Raw genomic sequence first — 24,843 nt, 5'->3', positions numbered from 1 at the left:
TGCGAGCGTCCCGGCTCGGGTTGACGTCTCTCCCCTCGATCGGGCACCATCCAGACATGAACCGTATCCACGCCGCTTTGCTTGTTCTATCGGCATGCGCCCTCGGCGTTGCCTGTGCGCCCGACTCGAACCTGCCTCCCTCGGGCAATCCCGCCGGCGCCGGCGCCGGGAGCGCGGGCGGCTCGGGTGGCGCGGGCGGCATGGGCACGGGCGGAGATATCTTCGTCGGCAGCGGCGGCAGCAGCAGCTCCAGCGGCGTCGTGGATCCAGGCTGCGGACTCCTCACCGAGCAAGGAAAGTCCGTGCCGCTCTCGCTCTACATCGCGTTCGACAAGTCGAGCTCGATGGTGGGAACGAAGTGGAACAGCGCCGAAGCGGGGCTCGCGGCGTTCGTCAACGATCCGAACTCGGCGGGCACCTCGGTCGCGCTCAATTTTTTCCCCCTGCCGGCCGAGTCCACTTGTGATCAGATGCTCTACAAGCCGCCGGTCGTGCCCTTCGGCGAGCTGCCGGCGAACGCCGAGCCGATCATTCAGGCCATCGCCGCCGAGGACCCGAACGGCTTCAAGACCCCGATCTACCCGGCGCTCGGCGGCGCCCTCCTCGCCTGCGCCGACGCATTGCAGCAAAAGCCGGGGACGGGGTGCGCCGTGCTCCTCGTCACGGACGGGCAGCCGGCCGGGCCCGCGCCTGTGTGCAGCGGCGTCAATCCGGAGGACCCGCAGGTCATCGCGAACCTCGCGGCGACGGGCCTCTCGCAATTCAAGGTCCGCACGTTCGTGATTGGCCTCCCGGGGGTCACGCAGGATACGGTGAACCTCATCGCGGCGTCGGGCGGCACCGATTCGGCCATCCTCGTCGGCAGCGTGAACGTCCAGGTCGAGTTTCAGAATGCGCTCGCGAAGGCCCGCGGCAAGGCCTTGCCCTGCGATTACGAGATTCCGACGAAGGTCTCGGGGGGCGAGGTCGATCCGGGCTTCGTGAACGTGCTCTTCACGCCGTCGAGCGGCGGCGAGCCGCAGACGATCCTCCAGGACAAGGCGTGCACGAACGGCCTCGGCTGGTATTACGACAATCCCGTCGTTCCCTCGAAGATTTCGTTCTGCCCGGCCACCTGCGACGCCGTCCGCAAAGACTTCGGCGCGAAGGTGCAAATCGCCCTCGGCTGCAAGACCGAGGTGGCCAAGTAAAACCCTGGGCGCGCGGCGGGGACGAATCTCCGCGCCGCGCGCCTCCAGCGGTCAAGGCCCCGGGTTCGGGCTCGGCGCTTCTCCGGAGGGATCGTGCGGCAGGCTCCCGCGGCGGGAGCGGAAATACGAATACGGCGTGTAGCGCAGGAAGTTCGAGACGCGCGACGTGTAAATGTCGGCCGAGCGCTCGATCTGCCGCGCCAGGTGGCTCTTGTCGTTGCCCGTGCGCAGGAGCAGGCCCCAGCGCGAGTTCGAGACCTCGGCCGCCGCCTTCGCGAGCGGGGCGATTCGATCGTCGAGCTCCGCGAGCGCCGTCTTCAGCGCGCCGAGCCGCGCGAGGACCTCGTCGCACGAGGGGGCGTCCTCGGGCAACCCATCCTCTTCCCTGTGCCGCTGGGCGAGCAGCCGGAGCTGGCAGGAGGCGAGCTCGAGCGCCTCTTTTTCCTCCATCAATGCGCCGAGCCGCGCCTCGTCCACGCGGGACGCATAGGCCGCCCGCACCTCTTCTTCGAGCTCCCACAGAATGAGCGCCGTCCGCCAGCGCAAGACGCTCTTCGACACCCGCACGTCGCCCCAGATGTGGTCCCCCACGTACAGGATCTCGTCCCCCGAGATCCCGAGCGAGCGCTCCACCTGCGTCGCGTCCCCGCCGAGGTACGAGCCGCCTTCTTTGAGCGGACCGATCCACGGCCGGAGCAGCCCGTCCTCGCTCACGACCTCGAAGAGCGGCGATTTCTGCATGAAGAAATCGGGCTTCCGCGCCTGCACGATCACCACGTCGAAGAGATTCCGCCACCGCATCCCGTTCGGCAGGAATCGTTCGAATGCATAACGCATCATCGCGTCCGTGTAGCCCCACTCCGAGTTCGTGATGAGCAGGAGCTTTTTCCCGGCCCGCTGCTGGTCGAGCAGCGCGAGCGGCGCCTCCGGGTCGAGCACCACGAACCGGTCCGGATCCGCGATGATCTCGGCCTTCAAGCGGCCCTCCATGTGCGCTTCGTCGAGGCCGCTCTTCACGAGCCGATAAAGCTGCTCGTAGCCTGTCCCGGCCGGCATCTTTCCCGCGTCCGCGAGGTCGACGAGCTGGGCGTACATGCACGCCTCGGAGAGCGAGAAGAGCGTGTTCAGAAAGACGAACCGCGGCTCGGCGAGGTCGATGATCGTCCGCGCGTACGCCGCGCGCATCGGCTCGAAATCGAGCAGCGACGTCCCGTGCATCGCGCGCTTCACGTAACCGAAGCGGTTCACCTTGAGCAGGTTGCCGAGCTCCGTGTCGATGATGAGCCCCCGGATCACGAGCTCCGGATCGAAGCGGAGATCCTCCACCGGATACCCATGCGCGAGCAGCCGCGTCCGCAGGTGCTCGTACGCCAGGCGCTCCCACTCCTCCACCCGGTAATGGATGAGCGTGTAGTCCATGTCGTAGCCGATCGCCTTGATCGACCGCATGTTCATGGTCCGGTTGCAAAAGATGCCCCGCTCGCGCGGCGGCTTGCCCGGCAGACCGTCGAAATACGACATTCCTCGAACTCTCCTCGAACCCTGCGACTCGTCCTTCAGTAGGGCGGCTTCGCCGTCGCGTACGGCTCGGCGAGCCCTGTCTGGAAAAACTCCACGTATTGCGCCTGTCCCTCCGGCGAGAAGATGAGCTCGCCATGCACGGCGAGCTTCGTCCCCTCGATCCGGTCGAACTGCGACATCACCAGCGTCGAGCCGGTCTTGCCGTTGCCCGCCAGCGGCCCCTCGGCGACGGGCAAGCCGCTCACCGGGCGGATCGCATTCATGAGCGTCATGCCCGAGGCCCGCGCGAGCGCTTCGCTGGTCGAGTTTGGGACGATCGTGTCGTTCATGACCACCTGCAAGAGCACGTCGCGCGGCTTTGATTCCGGTGCGCCCGGCAGACGTTCGCCCGACGCGAACCGAGCGTAGTTGATCGGATCGCCCGGGTCCACGATCGCCTGCGTGACGGCGAAGAAACGGGCGAGCGCGCCGTCCGGCGTCTTGGGTGGACGCATCGCGTCGACGAGCAGGGCGAACGTGCCGGAGTCCCGCAGGAGCATCATGAGCCCGTCGCCGCCCACGTTCCAGACGGCTTGCCGGATCTCGGGCGCGAGCGCGAGGATCGTCGGTCCCTGCACGGACCCGAACGAATGGCCGATGTAGAGGATCCGCGAGGTATCGAGGTCGGGCACGCCGTCCGGGGCGCCAACGGGCAGGAGATCGAGCGAGCCGAGCGAATCGATGAGCCGCACGAGCTCGAGCTGATCCGAGGCCATTTGCCGGAAATTGTCCCGCGCCTTGCCGATGTCGAATTCGCCCGTCGCGCTGTTGATGCCGAAGAAGCCGAACGCGGCGAGCAGGGCATTCTGGTCCGGCTTTTTCGCGCGCGAGCCGTGCTCGGGCGAGTCGATCCCGAAGACGGCCGCGCCGTTCGGGTGAATCGCCGCGAGCCTCTGGGCCGTGCCCCACGTGCCGCCCTTGTCGCCGCCGAGCCCGTGCCCGTAAATGACCACCGGCCTCTTTCCGCTCACCTCCGCCTTCGAGAACGCCAGGAACACATCGAGCCCGACCTTCTTGCTCGCGACGGGTGTCCCTCCCTCGAAGGACCATTTCCCCGTCTCGCCGCGATATTCGGGTGCCTCGTACACGCCACGAAAACGCACGCGCCCGCCCGGCTCGGCCGGCGTCTCGACTTCGAAGGGCGTGAGCAGCGCAGGCGGAGGGGACTTTCGTGCGGCGACGCCCATCGCCTCGATCCCGGCGCGCACCGTGGCCGTGGTGAACGCGGTCGCGAGCACGACGTCCTCGGTATGGAAGAGCCCGCTCGTCCGCGCCTCGGTGATGGCCTTGCGCACCTCGTCGCCGTATTCGCCCTCGGCCGTGCCTCCGAGGAGCGCCTGCATGTCCGGCGATCGCCGCACGGGGGCACCATCGTCCGCGCGGAGCACGTTCGTCGCGACGAACAGATAGCGTGTCCCGGGACGGAGCGGCGTGGCGGGCTCCGCGACCAAGGTGAAATCGTCCGGGTAAAACCCGTCGTCGGGCTGCGGGAACCAGCGGGGGATCAGCCCGACGGGTTTTCCTTGCTCGGGCGAGTCCGGGTCCACGTCGACGAGGTAGAGCGGCGCGCCGGGCTTTTTGTAGTCCTCCGCGTCGAGGATGGGCCCGAGCAGCGGCGGCTCCGCATACGGCGCGAGCACGAGCGGCCGCGCGTCGATGGGGCCGCTGAAATTCACCACGACGCCGCCCACCGTGGAGAAACCATCCATTTCGTTCAGGAGATCGACCGTGCCCTGGTAGCTGGTGACGAGCGGATCGGCCGCCGTGTCCGGCCCGATCCGCACGCGCCGGCCCGTGGCCGTGGCCGCGTCGGCCGTCGTGTATCGGTCGGACGGGTAGGGCGAGAGGACCGTCTCGGCGGGCTTTCCGTAGAGCGCGACGACGCCGGTCTCCGGCGGCACGGGCAGCTCCACGGGATCGCTGCATGCGGAGAGGAGCAGGGCGGCGAGGGGAAGGGGGAAGGCAAGGGCGCTGCGCACGAACGCAGCCTACCAGAAATCGCGCGCGGCCGCAGGCCGTTCATCTCGATCAGGGCATCTTGCAGGCCATGAAATAATTCGAGGTGCCGAACGAGAGCAGGCCGTCTCCGCCCCAGGTGGGGTACGCTTCTTTGAGCTTCGTCACGGCCTCGTCGGCGGTCGTCGCGGCATCGAGGATCGGCTTTGCGTCGCTCAAGTACTTCTTGTCCTCGTCGATGACGGCGGCCGTGGCCTTTTCGCCGTGGCCCGGATAAAACGTCGTGAAGCCCTTCCCGGCGAGGGCGTCGAGGTTCTTGATCCAGCCGTCGAAGTTGCACTCCGCGAGCCAGAGGTGCTCCTTGTTGTAAAGCAGATCGCCCGCGAAAAATGCCTTTTGCTCGTTCAGCGCGAGCCCCGCGGCCTCCACGCTCTCGCCCGCGTCGCCGATCTCGACGACGTCGAGTGTATGCCCGTCGACCGTGATCGTGGTCCCTGCGAGCGCGGTGAAGGCGACGACCTTGTCGGGCACCTGGCCGGGGAAGTTCGTCTGGGCGAACGCGAGCGTGCCGTCCTTCTTCGCGTTGTAATCGGCGAGGACCGCGGCCGTCGTCACGAACTTCGCGTCCGGGAACGCCGCGCGGATGACCTCCATCCCGAGGTAATGGTCGGGGTGGGCGTGCGTGAGCCAGACGGTGGTGAGCTTCTTGTTCGTGCCTTTGACGAGGTCGACGACCTTTTGCGCCTCCGCGGTGAAGAACTGGCCATCGACGAGGACGACCTCGGTCGGGCCCACGATGAGGTGCGAGTCGACGCCGAATCCATCGGGCGAGACGTGCGTCTGCACTTCGATCTCCGAGCCGCTGCCGCCGGCGCCTCCATTTCCGCCGCTGCCACCACTGCCGCCGCTGCCGCCCGAGCCCGACGAGGAGGACGAGGTTGTATTGTTGTTATTGTTCGTATCGTCGCCACAAGCCACGACCGCGAGCGCCGCGCCGAGGCCGAGCGCGAGCCAAAGACCCTGCTTCATGGTGAATTCGCTCCTTGGAAGGATGAAAGCACCGCGAAGCTAATGGGCACCGATACGACTGTCAAACGAGGAGCGTATTGGCGTGAGCGATGTCACGCATGCAGGGCGTGAATGGGAGAATGGGGGATGCGGTCGGCCGATGCGTCAGCCGCCTGTGGATTCGCCTCCGCCCGGCGGCGGCTCCTCGGCCGCGCCCTCGGACCTCGCCTTGCGGGCCGCGCGCCCCGCCGTGACGAGCGACGGATACGGCGCCGCGCCGCTTTCTTTCCGCCAGAGCCACGCCGCGGTGGTGGTCGCCTCCCCATAAAGTCCGAGGAGGAGCGTCCAGGCGCGCTGGACCCGCTCGGTCCAGAGCGCTTGCTCCGTGCTGCGGGACGTGGCGAGCTCCGCCAAGATCCGGTGGGACAGCTCGTCCGCGCGTGTGGCGTCCTCGACGCTGTAATGGACTTTGTCGTTTTCGAGCTGGTTCTTCTCGGTGCGGTAGAGCCTGGCGAGCCGGGCGAGGTCCTGGGCGAGGTCGCGGTACCCCGTGCCGACGCGGATATCGGCGATCTCGCGGCCGGTGGGCGTGGCCGGGTCGAAGTGGTACTCGCCGACCTTGAGCATCCGCGCCTTGAGCGTGGTGGCGTCGTCGACGAGCTCGACGGGGAGCTTGGCCTCCGTGCCCTGGGCATTGGCGGAGAGGAGGCTCGTGGCCGTATACCAGGCCGCGAGCGCCGCGGCTTCGAGGTCGTCTATGGCGGCGATATCGAAGAGCTCCTTGGGCAAGAGCTCGAAGCGCGCGCGCGCCTGGGGCGCCGAGAACTCGCGGGCAATGCCGAGGGCGACGATGGCCGCGGCGTCGACGCTGGTGTTCGGTGATTGGAGGCCATCTTTGGGGAGCTGGGCGAGGCGCGGCAGGAGTTTTTCGAAGGCGGCCTTGGCGGCGTCGTGGTCGACCGGGGGTTTTTTCTTTTGGGGAGGACTCATGGTGGGGAAGCTACCATGAGGATGCGCGGACGGGAACCTCTACGAGAAAGCGGTCGTTCAGGCGCGGGGATCTCCGGTGTTGGGGGGCTGGGCGTCGCCCTGGTCTGTCCCGCCGTGAAAACCAGACTTGCGCCCCTGTTCGGCTTCATCCAGGTCCCGTAACGGGATGGAGCGGAGCAGCGGGCTCCCATCCTTGCGCTGCCAGAGCCGCTGCGCTGGGTAGATGCTGCGATGCCCCGCCAGCAGATACGAGAGTACGCAGACCACGGCCACGTGCGGGAAGACATTGGGCCCGAGCAGTTCCATCGCCATGATCGAGAGCGCCAGCGGCGTGTTCGATGCGCTCGCGAACACGGCGGCGAGGCCGACGCCCGCGCAGAGCGGGAGCGGTAGCCCGAGCGGCCCGGAGAGCGCATTCCCGAGCGCCGCGCCGACGAAGAAGAGCGGCGTCACCTCGCCGCCCAGGAAACCCGCCCCGAGCGTCACGGCCGTGAACACGAGCTTGGCCGCGAACGCATACGCGGGCAGGCCCGGATCCTCGAACGAACGCACGATCATCGGCACCCCGAGGCCGAGATAGTCGCTCGTCCCGATGATCTGCCACATCGCGACCACGACGACGCCGCCGAGCATCATCCGCACGGGCAGCCGAGGTACCCGCTTCTCCATCTGCTTTTTGATGAAATGGGTGAGCTCGATGAAGACCGTCGTCGAAGCTGCGATGGCCACGGCGAACAGGAGCCATTTCAACAGGAGCAGCGAGGAGAGGGGGACGTGCGGGGGAGCCGGGTAGTGGGTATGCCCGATGCCGAGCCAGCGCGTCGTCATGTCGCCGACCACGGACGCGACCAGCGCCGGGACGAGGGCGGTGTATTCGATGCGTCCGAGCGTGATGAACTCGAGCCCGAACACCGTGCCAGCGATCGGCGTGCCAAAGACCGAGCCGAAGCCGCCCGCGACGCCGGCCGCGAGGAGCTGTTTGCGCAGCTCTTGCGTCAAGCGGAGGCGGTGGGCTACGGCATCGGCGAGGCTCGCCCCCATCTGCACGGCCGTTCCTTCCCGTCCGGCGCTGCCGCCGAAGAGGTGGGTCAATACCGTGCCGATCAGCACCATGGGAGCCATGCGCAGCGGGATCTCGGGGCCCTCGTCGTGAAGGGTGTCGAGGATGAGGTTGCTCCCGGCCTTGATCGGCTTTCCGAACCGCTCATAAATCCATCCAATGGCGAGGCCCGCGAGGGGCAGGGTATACACGACGACCTCGTGACCCGTGCGGACCTCCGTGGCCTTTTCGAGGAGAGAAAGGAAGAGCGCGGACGAGCCCCCGCATATCACGCCGACGCACACGCCAAGGACAATCCACTGCCCGAGCGTCGAGAGTCGCCGCCGCGTCACGATGGCCCCCCGATGGACAGGGCAACTCCATCGAGGCGGACGATGACCGCGCCTCGAAGATCATCGCGGTGCGCCGTCACGAACGCCTCGAGGATTTCCGGCGTCCCGATGAGTTCGACGCAGCTCGGCAACGTATCCGGCGGCGTATCGGAGAGGTCGGCGACGACCGCGGTCGATCCCGACACGAAGCCCATGTGTCCCTGCGTCACGGTCGCGTACAGCACCCCCGACCGCAGCGCCTCCGCTGCGAGGTGATGCGTGATCGAGCGACCGAAGAGCCACCCCCAGAAGCCTCGACCGTGCTTGACGCCGCGGCGGGGAAGGTAGATGCGGAGCACCGACAGGGCTCCCGAAAGGCTGGTCGTCACGTCGTTCTCTCTCCTGGCTCTGGCGGCACCGGAGGAGAAGACGGACAACTCCTACGGTGCCCTGGGGGCATGCATCGTAGGAGTCATTGGCGGTCGCGAAGGACCGCGGTTATCGGCGGACTCCACCGCCATCGACCTGCATCTTGTCCGAGCACGGCCTGCGCCGTCAAGGCAGATTCGCGGCGTGAGCCCGCGGCGGGCGAAGGGTGACCTCCGGACGGCCCGGCCGAGCCGCGGGACGGTCGGTAGGCGACGACATTTGGGATGAAGCCAACCTCCGGAGGTCGGTGGGGGACCGCCGGGAGGCTGGCGGGAGCCGGGAGGAGGTCGGGAGGGGACCGCCGGGAGGCTCGCGGGAGCGAAGGGCGGCTTCGCACGCAAGTCGGAGTGCAGTACAAAGCTCGCTGCCCGCCGCCCAACCAGAGAACCATCCACGTGAGGGGTGTCGACGCCATGCAGGCGCTCCTGAGCTGCCTCACGGTCGCCCGCAGCTACATCGAGCATCCCACGGAGGAACGGTCGAGCTGGCGAGGGATGGATCATGCGGGCCTTCCGCGATTCGCCGAGAAACCTGCGGCGTACCAGCCCCCCCGCTGTCCCCCCATTCATTCCGGAGCTGAGCATTGGTCTCATCGTGCAGGCGCTTCGCTGGGGCTTTGCCCCAGACCCCACCGGGGCTATCCGCCCCTGGACCCGGGGCCTGCGCAAGCGCTGGACTCGGGGTCAATAAACTGCGCTCCGCGCAGTTCATCGAACAGCCGGTGGCAAGACCTGCGACGATTTCGCCCAAGGCCAAGGCCGCAGCGCTGACGGCTCCGCTGGCAACGCCCCGTTGCCAGTAGAGACGCGCGTCCGTGGTCTTGCCATCGGCCCTCGCCGAGCTCGAGCGTCACCTTCTCCTCGCCCTTTTTCTTCGGTTCCAGGACGAACTTCCTTCGCGCCCCGAGCGACAGGGACGCGATCACCGGGTTTTCGCCGAGTTCGGGCTCGTCGTCGGCGTGTTTGCCCATCGAATCGTCGCCGTCTCTGGAGTGGTTCACGAGCACGCTGTTGAACGTGCAGCCGGCCGCCGCCTCGACCCGCGCGCGCAGCACCGAGAGCGCTGGCGTCCAGGGGTTCGGCGTGAGCGACAGGCCCGAATACGTGTACGAGGCGCCCTCATCCCCGTGCCAGGCCGATAGGCGCGGCTGCAAGATCGGCGAGCGCGAGGCCCGAGATGACGCAAAACAAACCAAACGCGAGCGTCGGACCGGAGAGCCGTTCGTCCTCGGGCGAGCCTTCGGGGGGCACCGTGGGCCTCATGCGGTACGGATGCGCCATGCGTCCATCGTACCAGCGCGGAGAGCGGAAGGGTATGGGGTTTGGGGCGTAACGCGGCTCGTCCGCGTGGAGCCCCAATCGTCAAGCGGGACAAACCGCACCTCGGGTGCCATCTCTTGTGACCACCCGGGTGTTTCCGTACCCGAGCGACGCGAGCCGCGCGGCGAGCACGAAGGCGTGCCGCGAAACGCGACGCATTGCATCGAGCACGCGCGGGTCCTGGATGTTGTGACGCGCTTGCTCCCTCGGATCCATGACGGAGACGCGCTCGACGCAATCGTCGCGCCGAGCTCCTTTCGTGCGGGACGTCCAGAAGAGCACGCTCGAAGCGGCGCGACCACGTCCTTGGGGCGCGGGGCTTCGCGCGGGCCCGCGGAGCGACGCCCCAAATCCCGCGAAGAGGTCTCGCTCACGCGAGCGAGGCATGTTCGTCGCGCTAGGGTTTTTCAGCGCTCCGCCATAGAATGCTGGGCGAGGCGCGGCAGGAGTTTTTCGAAGGCGGCCTTGGCGGCGTCGTGATCGACCGGGGGATTGCCGCGGGCTCGCGGGAGCAGCATGTCCTCGGCGAGCGCGAATTTAGGCATTTGTCGCCGGCTCATGTTAACGTGCTTCCAGCGTGTTCGGACGACGCACGAGGGAGGACAACCATGGCGAAGCTGATCTTGGGGCTCGGGGCGCTTGTTCTGTACGGGTCGCTCGGTATGGCGTCAGGCGTGGGTGACGTCCGACTGGCATCACCTGACTCGTCGTTGACGTCGAGGGGGGCTGACCCAAGAGAACCGGAGCTTCATGAGGGAGCCGCGGTGCCGACGGGAGGGATCAGCGAGGAGGAGCGCGAGCGCCGTGTGCAGGAATGCGAGACGTTGTTCGAGGCGTGCCGCGACTGGTGTACGTGAGGAAAACTTGGACGCCAATGCTACGCGGAGTGCAGCCAAAAGCTCGGCGATTGCATGAAGAAAATCCCCTACGCAGATTGAGGACGAGATGGCCGTTCTCACCACACGCGTGCTCCAGTACCGCAGCGATAACGGCGTCGTGAAGGACGTCACCCTGACGGTATTTACCCCACGCAAGACGGATCAGGATGACTGGGAGTGCGGATTCCAGTTCAGCCCGCCGCCCAACCAGAGGACCCTCCACGTGAGGGGCGTCGACGCCATTCAGGCGCTCCTGAGCTGCCTCACGGTCGCCCGCAGCTACATCGAGCATCCCACGGAGGAACGGTCGAGCTGGCAAGGGATGGTTCATGCGGGCCTGCCGCGTTTCGCCGAGAAACCTGAGGCGTACCAGCCCCCCACCGTCCCCCCATGCGAGGCGAATCCCGGGGGGCTCGAACCTCTCGCGGTCGGCACGCTCGGCTGCCCCGATGAGGCGGGTCGCGCACGAGCATTGGCCCTCACGGTGTACAAGCCGGTTCGCGTCGATGACGGAACGTGGAAATGCGCGTTCCTCCTTGGTTCGACCCTCGACGAGCCTGTTCGTCATGGCACGGGCGACGACTTCATCGAGGCGCTTCTGGACGGCCTCGCCTTGGCGCGCGCGACCTACGAAGCCATGATTCCGGAAGGTTGGGAGGCGCCGCTTTCCGATGAATTCTTGGGGCCCACGTTCTTGCCCTACAAGGTGGGCCGAGCCTACGCGATGGAACCGACCAGCGACCCCGACATGCCTGATTTCTCAGCCCCCTGACCCCAAAATCCGGCGAAACGTCAAATTCATCCTCGCCCCCCGCCCGGCCTGCTTCGGCACCCCGTGCCGATAATGGTGCTGCGTCGTCCCCGCCATCACGAGCAGATTCCCCTCGCCGAGCTCGAGCGTCACCTTCTCCCCGCCCTTGTGCTTCGGTTCCAGGACGAACCTCCTTCGCGCCCCGAGCGAGAGGGACGCGATCACCGGGTTTTCCCCGAGCTCGGGCTCGTCGTCGGCGTGTTTGCCCATCGAATCGTCGCCGTCCCTGTAGTGGTTCACGAGCACGCTGTTGAACGTGCAGCCGGCCGCCGCCTCGACCCGCGCGCGCAGCGCCGAGAGCGCCGGCGTCCACGGGTTCGGCGTGAGCGACAGGCCCGAATACGTGTACGAGGCGCCCGCATCCCCGTGCCAGGCCGAGAGGCGCGGCTGCAAGATCGATTTGCCGAAGAGCCGGATCGTTTGCTGCTGAAACGGGACCTCCGCGAGCAGCGCGGGAAACGAGGCGTCGGCCTCGCTCCGCGTGAGAAACGGGTCGTGGAAGAGGAGGAATCCCCCGCGCTGGAGCTCAATCCTTGTCACGCGGGTAGGCCCCTCCGCGCGGCGTTCGGCGCGCCGCGATCGCGACAGTCCCCGCGCCGCCCGCGAGGAGCAGCGCGCCCGGGCGCGACGCGCCCGCGAGCGCGAGGCCCGAGATGACGCAAAACAAACCGAACGCGAGCGTCGGACCGGAGAGCCGTTCGTCGTCGGACGAGCCTTCGGGGGGCACCGTGGGCCTCATGCGGTACGGATGCGCCATGCGTTCATCGTACCAGGGCGGAGGGCGGAACGGTATGGGGTTTGGGGCGTAACACGGCTCGTCCGCGTGACGCCCCAATCGTCAAGCGGGACGAATGAAGTTTTCCAGCCGTCCGCCCGGGCCCAGCCGTCCTGGTGCCATCTCCCGTGACCACCCGGATGTTTCCGTACCCGAGCGGCGCGAGCCGCGCGGCAGGCACGAAGGCGTGCCGCGGGACGCGACGCATCGCATCGAGCACCCGCCGGTCCTGGATGTCGCGGCGTGCGAGTTGTTCGGCCACCATGGGGCGACGCGCTCGACGCAATCGTCGTGCCGAGCTCCTTTCGTGCGGGACGTCAAGAAGAGCACGCTCGAAGCGGCGGCACCACGTCCTTCGGTGCGCGGGGCTTGGCGCGGGTCCGCCGAGCTGTGGCCCCAAACCCCGCGAGGAGGTCTCGCTCACGCGAGGAGGCATGTTCGTCGCGCTAGGGTTTTTCGACGCTCCGCCATAGAATGCGTCTGCGATGGTGACCAGGAGCAGCGCGAAGGGCGGCACGATGAAGACCAAGGGGACGACGAAGGGCGGGGTCAAGGGCGCGGCGAAGAAGGCGACGAAGGTTGCGGCCAAGGCGCCCGCGAAGGGCGTGGCAAAGAAGGCGAAGGCCGCGGCCAGGGCGGCGAAGGTCAGCGCGACGGCGAAGATCGAGGCGAGGGCGAAGGCGGCGGCGAGGGCCGCGGCCGCCGCGCCGGTGGAGCTCATCGACGAGCCGCCGCCGAGCCTCATGGGTCGGCCGTTTCGGCGCCTCGCGTGGGGCTACGCGCTCCTCAGCGAGATGCGCGACGAGGCGATGAACGAGTTCGACGTCGAGGCGGGCACGAAGGTCGCGATCGAGGGCGAGCTCGATCGGCTCGCGTACGTGTACGTCGTGCAGATCGCGGCGGAGGACCGGTCGGTGGAGATCCTTTATCCGCCGAAGGGCGGGGCGCGTCGCATGCGCCCAGGCACGAAGACGCGCATCCCCGGCGGCTCGGGCTGGATCGTGACCACGAAGAAAGGCAAGATCCGCACGATCGCCTCGTCCGCCCCGATCACGGACGTGACCAACCTCGGCATCGACTGACCCGTCCTCCGCCTCCTCCTCCTCCCCTTCCGATCGAGAAAAGGCGCGGCCGCGCGCGTCAAGGCCGCGGCCCCCGCCGATCCTCGACATGGCGCCGCAAGAGCTCCGGCGTCTGCAATGCATACGTGCGGATCTTCTCCTGGAAGAGGAGCTTGATCACGCCGAATTCGAGGTGCAGGAGGGCGCCATAGGTGAGCAGGGTTTTCCCGCCGTCGGCGGGGTCGACCCGGAAAAAACCCCAGCAATCGCCGATGTCGTGGGGCCGCGTCGGGTCCATCCAGAATCGGACGAGCGATGGGGTTTCCCGGCGCGCGCGTACGGTGTATTCGCCCGCGACCGTGGCCCCGCCCTGGCGGAGCGTCAGGAAAAAATCGTCGCCCTTGCGGCCGACGAGGCGCGCGTCCTGCGTGAGCGGGAAAATATACCGATACGCGCCCGGGTCGAGCAACACGGCCATGACCTCGGCCGGCGGGGCCGCGATGATCACGTACCCGAGGCCGCCAATGAAATCGCCCTCCGGAAGCTCGACGTCGAAGGTCCGCTTGACGACCTCGCCCCGCGCGAGGCGGGCTTTTTCGTCCGTCGTGAGGGCGCCGGCGTGCGCGCGGCCCGGTAACCCGAGGACGAGGGCGCAGAGGACCGCGAGGAGGGCGAGGAGGCGGCGCGCCATGTCCCCCCACGGTGAGGTCGCGTCGGTCCCGGCGCAAGCCCCGCGTCGACGACGAAGGGCCCCTTCCGCCCTGCGCCCGCGTATACTCCCCTCCCATGTACGCCGGTCACCTCGACTTGACGCAGCCCCTCGTCTGGACCGTGGACGACGCGCTCTCGTCCGCCGACTGCGACGCGTATATCGAGCGCATGCGGATGGGGCACGCAGAGATCGCGCCGATCGTGGGCGAGGACGGGGAGCCCGAGGTCGATCTCGGGGTCCGGAACAACACGCGCGTGATGTGGGACGACGCGGCGGAGGCCGACGGGCTCGTCGCGCGGGTCGCGCCGCACGTGCCGAAGCTGCTGATGGGCATGAAGCTCGCGGGCGGCAACCCGCGCATCCGCCTGTATCGATACGGCCCCGGCGAGCAACACGGGGCGCATTGGGACACGGTCGTGCACCTCGACGGCGGCGTGCGCAGCCTGGTCACGCTCGTCTTTTACCTGAACGACGACTTCGAGGGCGGCGAGACCGATTTTCCGGAACTCGAACGGCGCGTCACCCCGCGGCGCGGGCGCGCATTGATGTTCCAGCACCGGATCCTCCATATCGCGAGCCAGGTGGCCCGCGGTGAGAAGTTCGTCCTGCGCACGGACATCCTTTACAGTCCGGGGTGAGGCGCGCATGCGGAGCGGCGACATCGTGGACGGGCGGTTCGAGCTGGAGTCGCGGGCGAGCACCGGCGGCATGGGGACCATCTGGCGCGCCCGCGAGCTCGCGACGAACGAGGCCGTGGCGCTGAAGGTCCTGCGCGATCCCGAGCACGGCGCCGAGCGATTCCTGTCCGAGGCGCGTATCCTCGCGCGGCTCGAACATCCGTGCATCGTGCGGCACGTCGGGCACGGGCTCACGGCCCTCGGCGAGCCGTACCTCGTGATGGAGTGGCTCTCGGGCGAGGACCTCGCCACGCGCCTCGCGCGCGCGCCGCTCGAAATCGACGCAGGCCTCGCGCTCGTGCGCAACGTCGCGGATGGGCTCGCCGCGGCGCACGCGCGCGGCATCGTTCATCGCGACATCAAGCCGAGCAACATCTTCCTCGTCGGCCGGCGCGTCGATCACATCAAGCTTCTCGATTTCGGCATCGCGCGCGCGTCGACCGGCTCGACCCAGCACACGCGCTCGAGTTCGGTGCTCGGGACGCCCGGCTACATGGCGCCGGAGCAAGCGCGCGGCGACGGGGTCGTGGGGCCGCGCGCCGATGTGTTCTCGCTCGGCTGCGTGCTCTTCGAGTGTTTGGCAGGACGACCCGCATTTCAGGGTTCGCACCCGATGGCGCTGCTCGCGAAGCTCTTGCTCGAAGAGCCGCCCGAGCTCGCGGTCGTGCGGCCCGAGGTCTCCTCCGCCGTGTCGAGCCTCTGCACACGTATGCTTTCAAAGGATCCGGGGGAGCGGCCGGACGACGGGGCGGCCCTCGTGGCCGAGCTGTCCGCGATCGGCGGGATTTCCTCGTCGAGCTCGCCGTCCGTGCGGAGCATGACGCCGTCGCGGCTCAGCGAGCGGGAGCGGCGGCTGCTCTCGATCGTGGCGATCGCAGGGACCGCGCGCGGCGCGCTCGTGGAGGTCCGTCGTATCGCGGAGCCGCTCGGCGCGTTCGTGGATACGCTCGCCGGGGGCACGATCTTGATGGTGTTGCCCGGCGTGGGGAGCCCGGGAGATCAGGTGCTGCGGGCGGCGCGCGCCGCGCTGGCGATTCAGGCGGCCTCGTCGGACCGGACGCTCGCGCTCGTCACGGGCCGCAGCGATCTCGCCGATCGGCTCCCCGTCGGGGATCTCGTCGAGCTCGTGGCATTGCTGCTCGATCGCGCGCGAGAGGACGGCCGGCCCGGGGTGATCGTCGACGAGGTCACGCGCGCGCTGCTCGATCCACGCTTCGAGGTGCAGGAGCACGCCGGGCATGCGTGGCTGCTCTCCGAGCACGCGCGCGGCGAGGAGAGGCGCACGTTGCTCGGTCATCCGAGCCCGTTCGTCGGCCGCGAGCGCGAGCTCACCACGCTGATGGATCTCCTGCAGCAAGAGTTCGACGAGCAGCGCGCGCAGTCCGTGCTCGTGACGGCGCCGGCGGGGATGGGGAAATCCCGATTGCGGCAGGAGCTCATCACGAAGCTGCAGGGCAACGTGCCGGAGCTGTGTTTGGCGGTCGGTCGCGCCGATGCGATGCGCTCGGGCGCCGCGTTTTCGGTGATCGCGTCGGCGCTGCGGATGCTCATGCAGATCGAGGTCGGCGAGCGGCGCGAGGTGCAGCAGGAGAAGGTCTCGTCGGCCGTGCGCGCGCTCTTGTCGGGAGAGGCGGCAACGCGGACGGCGCCGTTTCTGGGCGAGCTCGTGGGGGCGGCGTTCCCGGACGAACGCCATCCCCTGCTCCGATCGGCCCGCGAGAATGCGCCGCTCATGGCGGGCCGGATCGAGTCGGCCTGGGTCGAGTTCATGCGTGCCGCGGCCCGGAAGGGGCCGACGCTGCTCGTGCTGGAGGATTTGCACTGGGGGGATGGTTCGTCCGTGAAGCTCGTGGATACGACGCTGCGCGAGCTGCGGGACGAGCCGTTCGCGGTGGTCGCGTTTGCCCGGCCCGAGGTGCATGATTTGTTTCCGCGAATCTGGGCGGAGCGGACGCACGAGGTCCGGCTTGGACCCTTGCCGCGCCGCGCGGCCGCCGCGCTGGTGCGCGCCGCGCTCGGGGCCGACGTCGATGATGTGCTCGTGACGGGGCTCGTGGCGCGGTCGGAGGGAAATGCGTTTTACCTGGAGGAGCTCGTCCGGGCCTTCACGGAGGGGCGCAGCAGCGGCGCGTTGCCGGAGACGGTGCTCGGGATGGTCGAGGCCCGGCTCGCCGCGCTCCCGCCGGACGTGCGCCATTTTTTGCGCGCGGCGAGCGTCTATGGGGAGGCGTTCTGGCCGAATGGGGTGCGGCGGCTGCTCGGCGGTCGCAGGCCGGTGAACGTGGACGCCGCCCTCGATTATGCCGTGGCGCGCGAATTCGTGGCGCGCCGGAATTCGCGGCGGTTCGTCGGCGAGGAGGAGTATGCGTTCCGGCACGCGCTCCTGCGGGAGGGGGCGTATGCGATGTTGACGGAGCGGGACCGCGCGCTCGGGCACGGGCTCGCGGGCGCGTGGCTCGAGCGCGTGGGCGAGCCGGATCCCTCGGTGCTGGCGATGCATTTCGAGCGCGGCGGGCAGGGCGAGAAGGCGGCGTACTGGCACGCGCGGGCAGCGCAGACGGCGATGCGCGGCAATGATCTCCAGGCAGGCGTGCGGGCCGTCGAGCGGGGCCTCGCGGCCGGGCCGACGGACGAGGTGGCGACGGATCTCTGGGCGCTCCGGGCCCGCATCGCGTCGGCCTCGGGCGATTACGAGGCCTCGCTCGCCGCGGCTGAAGAGGCTTTGCGCCGCACGACCCCCGGATCCGTGGCCCATTGCATCGCCCTGGAGGGGGCCATCGGCGGCGCGATGCTGCTCGGCAGGCACGATACGCTCCAGGACCTGAGCCGGCGCGTTTTGCAGACGGAGCCCGCGCCGAATGCGCTCTCCGCGCTGGCGCGGGCGCTCGCGCCGCTCATCGCCGCGCTCGCGGCGAGCGGGAACGGCGACGCGTTTGTGTTCCTGGAAAAACTCCGCGCGACGATGGGGGCCGGCATCGAGGTGGAGCCGTCGAGGGCCGGGGCGCTCGCGTATGCGTCGGCGATGGTGGAGAAGAACCTCGGCCGCAATCCGTGGCTTTCGAGGCAACACGCGCTCGACGCCGTGCGATCGCTGGAGCAGGCCGGGGAGCGTCACATCGTGCCGATCGTGACGGGGATGCTCGTCGGCATTTGCACGGACCTCGGCGCGTTCGAGGAGGCCGAGTCGTGGCTCGACCGCACGGAGGCGCGCGCGTCGAGCATGGCGGCGAACGTGGTCGCGGCGTACCTCGCCCAGCTCAGGCTCGCGCAAGGCCGCTTCGAGGAGGCCATCACGGTGTCGCGCTCCGTGGCGGAGCGGGTGCACGGCAAGGACGGCAACGTGGTCAGCACGCTCGGCGCGATGACGCTGATCGAGGCGCATATCGAGCGCGGGGACGTGGAGGAGGCGGCGGCGAGGATCGAGGCGACGAGCAGCCGCGGAAACCTGATCGTCAGCGCCTCGTGCGCGTGGTTCCGGTCGAGGGTCCTGCTCGCGCGGGGTCGGCCCGCCGAAGCGGTGCACGTGGCTCGGGAGGCGCTCGCGCTCCATCGGCAGATCGGCCCGCGCGGGGTGGAGCGGGTGCTCCTCACGCTCGCCGAGGCCCTCATGGCGGCCGGGGAGACGGAGGCGGCGAAGGCGACGTTGCGCGAGGCGGCCGACGAGCTTTCCGCACGCGAGGCGGCGATCGGAGATCCCTCCTACCGCCGGCATTTCGGAGAGCGGGTCCCCGGGAACGTGCGCATTCGAAGGCTCGCGGGCGCGTGGCTCGGGGGGCCTCCGCAATGACCGTCGGTGACGGGTCGATGTCACCCGCGTAGACAACATGGCATCGCCGTGACGGAAGGGTGTCGCGCGCGCCGCGCGATTGCCTCGACGTGGACGGTCGATTAGGCATCGCCCACGTGAACGGGCCGTCCTCGAAAAGTATTCGTCGTTGCCTCGCGCTCGCGCTCGGGCTCGCGGCGTGTGGCGGCCGGACCGAGGAGGAGGCGCGCAAGGCCGAGATCACGAGCGTGATGGCGCGGGCCGACGAGCCGCTCCTCCGCGCGAGGCCGCGCCTCTGCGAGGGCAAATACGCGCGGATGGCCGCGAGCGTGTACGATTTTTATCGGGGGACGGTGCCCCTTTCGCTCCACGATTTTCGGGGGAACAACTTCGGCTTCGGCGCCTCCGCGTTTGCGCTCGCCGGGCCGCTCGTGCCTGCGCTCGGTGATCCGCACCCCGAGAACTTCGGCGCGCTGCTCGCGTCCGATGGCACGCTCGCGCTGGAGCCGAACGATTTCGACAGCGCCGAGTTCGCGCCGTATCTATGGGACGTGCGCCGCCTCGTCGCGGGAATGGCGCTCGCCGCGCGCCTGACGAATGCCGACGATCCGGCGGCGCAGGCGGCGACCGCCGCGGCCTCGCGTGACGTCGCCCGCGCCGCGGCGGAAGGGTATGCGGACGCGATCGCCGCCCTCGCGAAAGGAGGGCCCCGCGAGCGGATCACAGAGGGCGGGGGAGATCCGAACCTCGACGATCTCTTCGAGCGTTCGATCGAGGATCGGGACGCGCGCGCCGAGCTCGATGAGCTTTCGGCGCTCGAAGGCAACGTGCGGCGTCTTCGCCGGGGTGTGCTCGATCCAGAGGAGCCGACGGGCGTGTATCTCGATGTCCCGCCGGCTGCGTATGATGCGCTTTCTGGGGCGATCGAGCGATATCGCGGGACGCTCGTCGATCCGCCGCCGCCCGCGTTTTTCACGCTGCTCGATGCTGCGCGCGAGCTCGGCTCGGGCGTCGCGAGCTGGGCGCGGGTGCGGGTGATCTTGCTCGTCCGCGGGCCGACGGACGATCCGGGCGACGACGTCGTGCTCGAATTGAAGGAGCTCGCCGACAGCGGGCTTGGGGGCCTCTATCCGCCGGGGGTGTTTTATGACGGCGTCGCCGAGCGCGTGCGCCTCGCGTCCCGCGCGGCCTGGGCCCGGCCCGACGCGGAGCCGCTCTGGGGGACGACGGATTGGATGGGGTTCGTCTGTCAGATCAAGCGCGAGAGCGCCGGGCAAAAGACGCTGCGGACGAGCCGCATGCGCGAGGAGCGAGGCAGCCCGGCGGCGCTCGCGAGCCTCGGGCGGCGGCTCGGCGGCGTCGTGGCGCGGGCGCATGCGGCGGATCCGCTGGGTACGTCGTGGGCCGTGGCGGACGTGGCCGCGGTGATCGGTCGGGATCCGGCCGGGTTCGTCGCGGAGCAGGTCGAGGTCGGGGATCGATATGCGGCGCAGGTGGTCGTCGATTGGGGGTTGTTCCGGGAGGCCTTGGAGGCGCGCGGGCCGCGCCTCGGTATCCCGATGGATCCGGCGGATACGCCGCCGCCTGATGTGCGAGCGCTTTATGGCGATGCCTACGCGCCTTGAGGAGCGACGAGCCCGCATGCGTAGTTTCACCCTGACGACGATGTTCGCCGTGATGTTTGCCGCCGCGGGACCTGCCGCGGCGCAGGAAACGGCCGCGCCCGCAGCCGCTCCCGCGCGTGCGCCCTCGCCTGCGTCTGCCCCCGCCCCCGATCTCGAGGGGACCGCGGCGCCTCCCACCGCGGCAGGCACCACGGGGCTCAAGGTGACACCGGGGCTCGAAATGTTCGCGCAATATGCGGTTCGATGGACCGCGACCGAGCCGGGGCAACGAGCGTGGTTTCATCTGTTCGAGGTGCCTCGGGTGCACGGCGCGATCACCGGAGAGTTTGGTCCGGCCGTGGGGCGCGTCGTGATCGAAGGCGTGCGTTCGGCGAGCGAGGGCGCGCTGATCGGCGTGGCGGGCGATAGCATCGTGCTGCGGCTCCGCGAGGCCTGGGCCGGAGTTCGGTATTCGTCGTGGTTCGTGTTCTCGGCCGGCGTCGTCCCGACGCTCACCGTGCCCGAGCTCGAAGGGACCTGGCGCCTGCGGGTCGTCGGGCCCGCGCCGATCGAGCAAACCGGGATGCTCTCGCCCGCGGACCTCGGGGCGACGGCGCGCGTGAATCTGCCGCGGAAATATGGGTTCGTCGCCGTTGGGGCTTACAACGGTGAGGGGTATACGAACCGCGAGCTGAACCGCGGGAAAAACATCGAAATCGCGGCGTCGGTGCATCCCGCGCCCGGCGGGGCCGCGCGGCCGCTCGCGATTCTCGGGTCGTACGTGGTCGGCTCGTCGGGGACGGGGCTCTCGCGCGCGGACAGGCTGACCGGTTCGGTCCTCTGGCAAGGCATTCGTGTGCGCGCGGGCGCGTCGGTGACGCACGCGTGGGGGCTCGCGGACGACGGCGCGCGGAGGTCCCTGCTCGTCGATGGGTTCGTGCGGCTCGAACCCGTGGATCGGCTGATCTTCGGCGTGCGCGGCGCGTACTGGAATCGGGATCTCGGTGGGGCGGGGGACACGGTCGCGACGGTGACGGGGTCGGTCGGGTATCGCGTCGTGCAGCCGCTCGAAGGGCACATTGCGGTGACGCGGCAGGCGCCGGGGGAGGTCGCGAGGGCGGCGCTGCCCGGCTCGGATTTCTGGGAGCTCCGGCTCGCGAGCCGGGTCGTTTTCTGACGAAAGGAGACCACGAGATGGCGCGGATGGAGTTTTTCCTGGCAGGGGTGTTCGTCGCGGCAACCGCCGCCCTCGGCTGCTCGGAGGCGAGCGAGGATCGGCCTCCCACGGGGAGCGCGAGCAGCTCCGCGGGGCAAGGCGGCGGCGGGAGCGGCGGGAGCGGCGGGAGCGGGCAAGGTGGCGGCGGCGCGGGCGGCGCAGGCGCGGCGAAGGTGGTGATCAACGAGATTGCGGCGACCGGCGAGGAATGGATCGAGCTCGTCAACGTCGGCGACGCGGTGATGGATCTCGACGGATACGGGATCGCCGATCAGGACGGCGACGCGCCGAAGCTCGCGGAGGCCGTGCGTTTCGAGGCCGGGACGAAGCTCGCGCCGGGCTCCTACCTCGTCATCGTCGCGGGCCTCGACGCGCCCGAGGCCGGCCCGCAAGCGGAATGCCTCGCGGAGGGCGGGCCGGCGACCTGTTATCAGGCTGGCTTCGGGATCAGCGCGTCGAAAGGCGACAAGATTTTCCTCCTGTCGCCGAGTGATGCGATCGTCGAGGAGGCGGCCTACCCGGCGGAGGCCGTGGCGGAGGGGCAGACGTTCGGCCGCGTGCCGAACGGGATCGGCGATTTCGAGGCCTGCGAGCCGACGCCCGGCGCGGCGAACACGAAGGCGCCTTGAGGATCAGTTCGGCACGAGGACGAACTTGACGCCCGGGATGTTGATGCCCGGGCCGCCGAGCCGGAGCGTGCCTTCGACGAGCGAGATGCTCTGATCGGCCTGGTTCACGGTCTTCACCGTGCCCAGGATCATCGCGGCGTCGGCGACGCCGCTAGGGTTGATCGGCAAGGCGATCGGCTGCATGTAGAGTTTGTCGCCGTCGAGCCGCGCCCACACCTCCTGCCGCTGCTGGTTGCCGAAGAGCTGCGGCTTCACGATCAACGTCATGCCGCCCGGGCGCGGGGTGTCGCTCGCTTCGAGCACGTAATCGAGCGGGGTCATCACGCCGCCCGGGCCGGGGACCGTGACGGTCATTTTCATGGTCTTCGGCCACGTGCCGATCGCCGGGTTCGCCACGACGAACTCCGTGCTCCGCTCGCCCCAGAGCGCGCCGCCCGAGAGGAACGGGAGGCCCGCCAAGGCGCGGAACCGATACTTCGCGCCGGCCGTGAGCGGCGCCGCCGGGACGAACTCGACGACGCCGCCGGTCACCACGACCGAGCCCGCGACCTTCTCGCCCGCCTCGGTTTCGAGCGTGACGTATTCGGCGGCGAGGTCGGCCGCGGTTTTTCCGGGCTGCGAATCGTCGATCGGATCGGTGAACGCGATGCGTGGGCGAATGTTCGGGTAGACGGCGTCGTCGCTGTCGATGTCGGGCCAGATCCCGAGCGGGTGTGCGCCCTTCGGCGTGAGTTCGCGCAAGAACTGGAGCAAATCGGCCTTTTCGTTGGCCGTGAGGTCGGCGCCCACGTAATCGATGGCCACGTCGAGCGCTGCTTCGAGGTCGCGCGCCTGTCCCTTCACGAAATACACGCCGTGGCGGTAGACGCCGAGCAGCGAGGGGATGTCCGCCGGTTCGCCCGATTTGCCGACGGGGATGTATTCACGCGACGTGTAGAGCGGCGGCGCGTGGCAGCCATAACAAGCGGCTTTGCCCTCGAAGAGATCCTTGCCGCGGAGCGCGGCCTGCGTGAAGCTGCCGTCGACCCGGGTATGGCCCGTCTCGCGCGGGGCGCCGAGGAGCGAGCTCAAGAAGGCCTGCATGCCGAGCGCTTCCTCGGGCGTGGCCGGGCGGCCGACGATCGAGCTCGGGCCCTGATAGCCGAAATTGTCCGTGTTCGAGACGTACGCGCCCCATTCGAGCGGGGTCGTGGCGTCGAGGAGCTGGAGCGGCCGCACGTTGTGCCAGATCTGCGGGCCGAAGCGCCAGACCATGCCGTCGTTCTGCGTTTCGACGTGGCAACTGGAGCAAGCGTGGTTCGAGGCGAAGCCGCCGCCCGGGCGCGTGAAGACGCGCTCGCCGAGGGCGATGTCCGCGGGGCGCGGGTCCTCGGTGAGGGAGACGGTCTGCACGACGGTGCCGGTCGCGTCGAGGAAGCTCGCCTCGAAGCTCTGGTAGCAGTGGATGGCGACGTCGTTTCCGATCTTGACGAGCGCGCGCGCGCCGGGACCGACGGCGGTGCGGCCTTTTTCGGCGAGCGTGGCGCGGTCGAGGGCCACGACGACGTCGGAGGACTCGGACGCGACCCAGATGGTATCGCCGACGCCGAGCACACCCGAGGGATTGACGACAGCGCCGCCGGAGCCCGATTGCCGCGTGAGATCGGCGCGGCGGAGGACGGTGCCGTAGTCGGGTTTGGCCGGGTCGGCCCCGAGCACGACGACCTCGTGGACGAAGGGCTCGGCGCCCGGCGCGGACTGCGAGGGCTCGGGGTCGCCGTCGGTCGAGGCGACGTAGAGCTCGGCGCCGTCCTCCGAGAGCGCGATCGACCGGAGATCCGCGGCGACGCCGGAGATCACGAGCGAGACCTTTTGGGTCTCGGTGTCGACGATCCAGATGTCCTCGTCGTCGCCGGGGCCGTAGGTGCCGCGCGTGTCCTTGATCTTGTTGCCCGAGCGGTAGGAGGCGACGAAGAGGCGTTTTCCGTCGGCCGAGAGCGCGAGGGCGCGGGGGTCGAAGCCGACGTCGATCGTGGCCTTGACCTCGCGTTTGGCGAGGTCGACCACGGCGACCTTGCGCATCGTGGCGAGCGAGACGTAGAGGGTCGCGCCGTCGGGCGCGATGGCGAGGCCGCTCGGCTCGTCGCCGACCCAGAGCGCGTCTTCGAGGACGTTGCGGTCGCGATCGAGGATGCCGACCGTGTCGCCGCCGCGCTGCGCGATGTAGACCTTCTTGTCGCCGGGGTGATGCGCGATCGCGGCGGGCCAAGCGCCGACCGTGATTTCGCCGGCTTTTTTCCACTGGCCATTTTCGGGGACGAGGCGCGTGACGGTGTAGGAGGCGCCGTTCGTGGTCCAGAGCTCGCCGTCGACGGCGGCGGCGCCGTGGAGCGGCGTGAGGTGGTGGTTGCGGAAGCGCGCTTCGGGGGTGCGGGCGACGGCGCGGAGCGTGAGCTCGGTCTGCGCGGGGTCGTTGAGGCGGAAGGTGTAGTTGCCGGGGACGTCGGGCGTGAAGCGCGGCTCGGGGGCGCCGGTGTTGTAGACGGCGTTTTTGCTGTCGGGCGGCGCCGCGACGACCTGCCACGCGAGCTCGGCGGGGCAGCCGGGATCCGTGAGGAAACGCGGCAAATAAAAGGTCTCGCCGAGGGTGTGGGCGCGCGGGTTCTGGAGCGGCAGGAGCGCATCGGCGCAGGCGACGCCGGGGGTGCCGGAGCTCGAGCTGCCGCCGCCGACGCCGCCCATCCCGCCGTCGCCCCCGACGCCGCCTCCACCGCCGCTGCCGGAGGCGCTGCTCGAGCTCGTGGTCGTGTTCGGGTTCGTCGGGTCGTCGCTGCACGCCACCGCCGCAAACGGCGCGCAGCCAACAAGGATCACGAGGAGCTGAGATAGGCGCAAGGATCGCATGGTTTGTC

At 69.1% G+C, this 24,843-nt stretch carries 22 protein-coding genes and 1 riboswitch; of the genes, 9 read left to right on the top strand and 13 right to left on the bottom strand.

Going from position 1 to position 24,843, the window contains the following annotated elements; translation table 11 throughout:
• Positions 1-56 precede the first annotated feature (56 nt).
• On the top strand, positions 57-1,190 hold the full coding sequence (locus E8A74_RS28475; RefSeq protein ID WP_136932234.1) for a vWA domain-containing protein: 1,134 nt from the start codon (positions 57-59) through the stop codon (positions 1,188-1,190).
• Positions 1,191-1,241: 51 nt separating this feature from the next.
• Here E8A74_RS28475 and E8A74_RS28470 read toward each other — a convergent pair whose 3' ends face one another.
• The 9 genes from E8A74_RS28470 to E8A74_RS52800 all read right to left on the bottom strand — a co-directional run bounded on the left by E8A74_RS28470 (position 1,242) and on the right by E8A74_RS52800 (position 10,383).
• Positions 1,242-2,711, bottom strand: a complete 1,470-nt coding sequence (locus E8A74_RS28470) for an HAD-IG family 5'-nucleotidase (RefSeq protein WP_136932233.1) — start codon at positions 2,709-2,711, stop codon at positions 1,242-1,244.
• A gap of 35 nt (positions 2,712-2,746) precedes the next feature.
• Complete coding sequence (locus E8A74_RS28465; RefSeq protein ID WP_136932232.1) at positions 2,747-4,729, bottom strand: alpha/beta hydrolase; 1,983 nt, start codon at positions 4,727-4,729, stop codon at positions 2,747-2,749.
• A 49-nt stretch (positions 4,730-4,778) separates the two neighbouring features.
• Entirely contained in the window at positions 4,779-5,735 is a 957-nt protein-coding gene (locus E8A74_RS28460; protein ID WP_136932231.1) for an MBL fold metallo-hydrolase, read from the bottom strand.
• Positions 5,736-5,879: 144 nt separating this feature from the next.
• Positions 5,880-6,704: a hypothetical protein gene (locus E8A74_RS28455; RefSeq protein WP_136932230.1), complete on the bottom strand. Its 825-nt coding sequence runs from the start codon at positions 6,702-6,704 to the stop codon at positions 5,880-5,882.
• Positions 6,705-6,761: 57 nt separating this feature from the next.
• A complete protein-coding gene (locus tag E8A74_RS28450) occupies positions 6,762-8,096 on the bottom strand; it encodes a chloride channel protein (RefSeq protein WP_276567996.1) in 1,335 nt (444 codons plus the stop codon).
• Complete coding sequence (locus E8A74_RS28445) at positions 8,093-8,512, bottom strand: DUF190 domain-containing protein (protein ID WP_136932228.1); 420 nt, start codon at positions 8,510-8,512, stop codon at positions 8,093-8,095. The genes E8A74_RS28450 and E8A74_RS28445 overlap by 4 nt, the downstream gene beginning before the upstream one ends.
• A 22-nt stretch (positions 8,513-8,534) precedes the next feature.
• A riboswitch (Fluoride riboswitch) is annotated at positions 8,535-8,603 on the bottom strand.
• Between the two features lie 538 nt (positions 8,604-9,141).
• Entirely contained in the window at positions 9,142-9,657 is a 516-nt protein-coding gene (locus tag E8A74_RS28440; RefSeq protein ID WP_211365466.1) for an alpha-ketoglutarate-dependent dioxygenase AlkB family protein, read from the bottom strand.
• The gene (locus E8A74_RS52805; RefSeq protein WP_170229442.1) at positions 9,623-9,784 is read right to left on the bottom strand and encodes a hypothetical protein; all 162 of its coding nucleotides are present in this window, start codon (positions 9,782-9,784) and stop codon (positions 9,623-9,625) included. Before E8A74_RS52805 ends, E8A74_RS28440 begins: the two co-directional genes overlap by 35 nt.
• 446 nt (positions 9,785-10,230) lie before the next feature.
• Complete coding sequence (locus tag E8A74_RS52800; RefSeq protein WP_170229444.1) at positions 10,231-10,383, bottom strand: hypothetical protein; 153 nt, start codon at positions 10,381-10,383, stop codon at positions 10,231-10,233.
• Between the two features lie 48 nt (positions 10,384-10,431).
• Here E8A74_RS52800 and E8A74_RS28435 point away from each other — a divergent pair, with 48 nt between their 5' ends.
• Both E8A74_RS28435 and E8A74_RS28430 read left to right on the top strand, forming a co-directional pair.
• A complete protein-coding gene (locus tag E8A74_RS28435; RefSeq protein ID WP_136932226.1) occupies positions 10,432-10,680 on the top strand; it encodes a hypothetical protein in 249 nt (82 codons plus the stop codon).
• A gap of 88 nt (positions 10,681-10,768) precedes the next feature.
• Positions 10,769-11,473, top strand: a complete 705-nt coding sequence (locus E8A74_RS28430) for a DUF6968 family protein (RefSeq protein ID WP_170229443.1) — start codon at positions 10,769-10,771, stop codon at positions 11,471-11,473.
• Here E8A74_RS28430 and E8A74_RS28425 read toward each other — a convergent pair.
• Both E8A74_RS28425 and E8A74_RS28420 read right to left on the bottom strand, forming a co-directional pair.
• Entirely contained in the window at positions 11,462-12,052 is a 591-nt protein-coding gene (locus E8A74_RS28425; protein WP_136932224.1) for an alpha-ketoglutarate-dependent dioxygenase AlkB family protein, read from the bottom strand. The two genes, E8A74_RS28430 and E8A74_RS28425, sit on opposite strands and share 12 nt — an antisense overlap.
• The gene (locus tag E8A74_RS28420; protein ID WP_136932223.1) at positions 12,039-12,269 is read right to left on the bottom strand and encodes a hypothetical protein; all 231 of its coding nucleotides are present in this window, start codon (positions 12,267-12,269) and stop codon (positions 12,039-12,041) included. The genes E8A74_RS28425 and E8A74_RS28420 overlap by 14 nt, the downstream gene beginning before the upstream one ends.
• 503 nt (positions 12,270-12,772) lie before the next feature.
• On the opposite strand from E8A74_RS28420, the gene E8A74_RS28410 reads away from it, so the two are divergent.
• Entirely contained in the window at positions 12,773-13,369 is a 597-nt protein-coding gene (locus E8A74_RS28410) for a DUF4384 domain-containing protein (protein ID WP_136932222.1), read from the top strand.
• Positions 13,370-13,427: 58 nt separating this feature from the next.
• Here E8A74_RS28410 and E8A74_RS28405 read toward each other — a convergent pair whose 3' ends face one another.
• A complete protein-coding gene (locus E8A74_RS28405) occupies positions 13,428-14,039 on the bottom strand; it encodes an SRPBCC family protein (RefSeq protein WP_136932221.1) in 612 nt (203 codons plus the stop codon).
• A 95-nt stretch (positions 14,040-14,134) separates the two neighbouring features.
• On the opposite strand from E8A74_RS28405, the gene E8A74_RS28400 reads away from it, so the two are divergent.
• The 5 genes from E8A74_RS28400 (at position 14,135) to E8A74_RS28380 (ending at position 21,952) form a co-directional block, all read left to right on the top strand.
• Entirely contained in the window at positions 14,135-14,698 is a 564-nt protein-coding gene (locus E8A74_RS28400; RefSeq protein ID WP_136932220.1) for a prolyl hydroxylase family protein, read from the top strand.
• 7 nt (positions 14,699-14,705) lie between these two features.
• Positions 14,706-18,524: a protein kinase domain-containing protein gene (locus E8A74_RS28395; RefSeq protein ID WP_136932219.1), complete on the top strand. Its 3,819-nt coding sequence runs from the start codon at positions 14,706-14,708 to the stop codon at positions 18,522-18,524.
• Between the two features lie 116 nt (positions 18,525-18,640).
• Complete coding sequence (locus E8A74_RS28390; protein ID WP_136932218.1) at positions 18,641-20,128, top strand: DUF2252 family protein; 1,488 nt, start codon at positions 18,641-18,643, stop codon at positions 20,126-20,128.
• A gap of 16 nt (positions 20,129-20,144) precedes the next feature.
• The gene (locus tag E8A74_RS52795) at positions 20,145-21,284 is read left to right on the top strand and encodes a hypothetical protein (RefSeq protein ID WP_170229441.1); all 1,140 of its coding nucleotides are present in this window, start codon (positions 20,145-20,147) and stop codon (positions 21,282-21,284) included.
• Positions 21,285-21,301: 17 nt separating this feature from the next.
• Positions 21,302-21,952, top strand: coding sequence for a lamin tail domain-containing protein (locus E8A74_RS28380; RefSeq protein ID WP_136932217.1), 651 nt, complete (start codon positions 21,302-21,304; stop codon positions 21,950-21,952).
• A 3-nt stretch (positions 21,953-21,955) separates the two neighbouring features.
• Here the strand turns inward: E8A74_RS28380 and E8A74_RS28375 are convergent, their stop codons facing one another.
• Positions 21,956-24,835 carry a YncE family protein gene (locus E8A74_RS28375; RefSeq protein WP_136932216.1) on the bottom strand — a complete coding sequence of 960 codons (2,880 nt, stop codon included), beginning with the start codon at positions 24,833-24,835 and terminating at the stop codon, positions 21,956-21,958.
• Between the last annotated feature and the right edge of the window lie 8 nt (positions 24,836-24,843).

Origin of the sequence: Polyangium fumosum (genome assembly GCF_005144585.1) — a bacterium.
In the GTDB taxonomy this organism is placed as follows: domain Bacteria; phylum Myxococcota_A; class Polyangia; order Polyangiales; family Polyangiaceae; genus Polyangium; species Polyangium fumosum.
Note: the sequence above shows the minus strand (reverse complement) of the source record. Positions and strands in the feature narration are given on the sequence as shown.

What these genes read in the sequence shown, in the direction of transcription:
- E8A74_RS28475 (WP_136932234.1), top strand. Translation starts at nt 57, where the DNA reads ATGAACCGTATCCACGCCGCTTTGCTTGTTCTATCGGCATGCGCCCTC.
- E8A74_RS28470 (WP_136932233.1), bottom strand. Translation starts at nt 2,711, where the DNA reads ATGTCGTATTTCGACGGTCTGCCGGGCAAGCCGCCGCGCGAGCGGGGC.
- E8A74_RS28460 (WP_136932231.1), bottom strand. Translation starts at nt 5,735, where the DNA reads ATGAAGCAGGGTCTTTGGCTCGCGCTCGGCCTCGGCGCGGCGCTCGCG.
- E8A74_RS28455 (WP_136932230.1), bottom strand. Translation starts at nt 6,704, where the DNA reads ATGAGTCCTCCCCAAAAGAAAAAACCCCCGGTCGACCACGACGCCGCC.
- E8A74_RS52805 (WP_170229442.1), bottom strand. Translation starts at nt 9,784, where the DNA reads ATGGCGCATCCGTACCGCATGAGGCCCACGGTGCCCCCCGAAGGCTCG.
- E8A74_RS52800 (WP_170229444.1), bottom strand. Translation starts at nt 10,383, where the DNA reads ATGAGCCGGCGACAAATGCCTAAATTCGCGCTCGCCGAGGACATGCTG.
- E8A74_RS28435 (WP_136932226.1), top strand. Translation starts at nt 10,432, where the DNA reads ATGGCGAAGCTGATCTTGGGGCTCGGGGCGCTTGTTCTGTACGGGTCG.
- E8A74_RS28430 (WP_170229443.1), top strand. Translation starts at nt 10,769, where the DNA reads ATGGCCGTTCTCACCACACGCGTGCTCCAGTACCGCAGCGATAACGGC.
- E8A74_RS28420 (WP_136932223.1), bottom strand. Translation starts at nt 12,269, where the DNA reads ATGGCGCATCCGTACCGCATGAGGCCCACGGTGCCCCCCGAAGGCTCG.
- E8A74_RS28410 (WP_136932222.1), top strand. Translation starts at nt 12,773, where the DNA reads ATGGTGACCAGGAGCAGCGCGAAGGGCGGCACGATGAAGACCAAGGGG.
- E8A74_RS28405 (WP_136932221.1), bottom strand. Translation starts at nt 14,039, where the DNA reads ATGGCGCGCCGCCTCCTCGCCCTCCTCGCGGTCCTCTGCGCCCTCGTC.
- E8A74_RS28400 (WP_136932220.1), top strand. Translation starts at nt 14,135, where the DNA reads ATGTACGCCGGTCACCTCGACTTGACGCAGCCCCTCGTCTGGACCGTG.
- E8A74_RS28395 (WP_136932219.1), top strand. Translation starts at nt 14,706, where the DNA reads ATGCGGAGCGGCGACATCGTGGACGGGCGGTTCGAGCTGGAGTCGCGG.
- E8A74_RS52795 (WP_170229441.1), top strand. Translation starts at nt 20,145, where the DNA reads ATGCGTAGTTTCACCCTGACGACGATGTTCGCCGTGATGTTTGCCGCC.
- E8A74_RS28380 (WP_136932217.1), top strand. Translation starts at nt 21,302, where the DNA reads ATGGCGCGGATGGAGTTTTTCCTGGCAGGGGTGTTCGTCGCGGCAACC.
- E8A74_RS28375 (WP_136932216.1), bottom strand. Translation starts at nt 24,835, where the DNA reads ATGCGATCCTTGCGCCTATCTCAGCTCCTCGTGATCCTTGTTGGCTGC.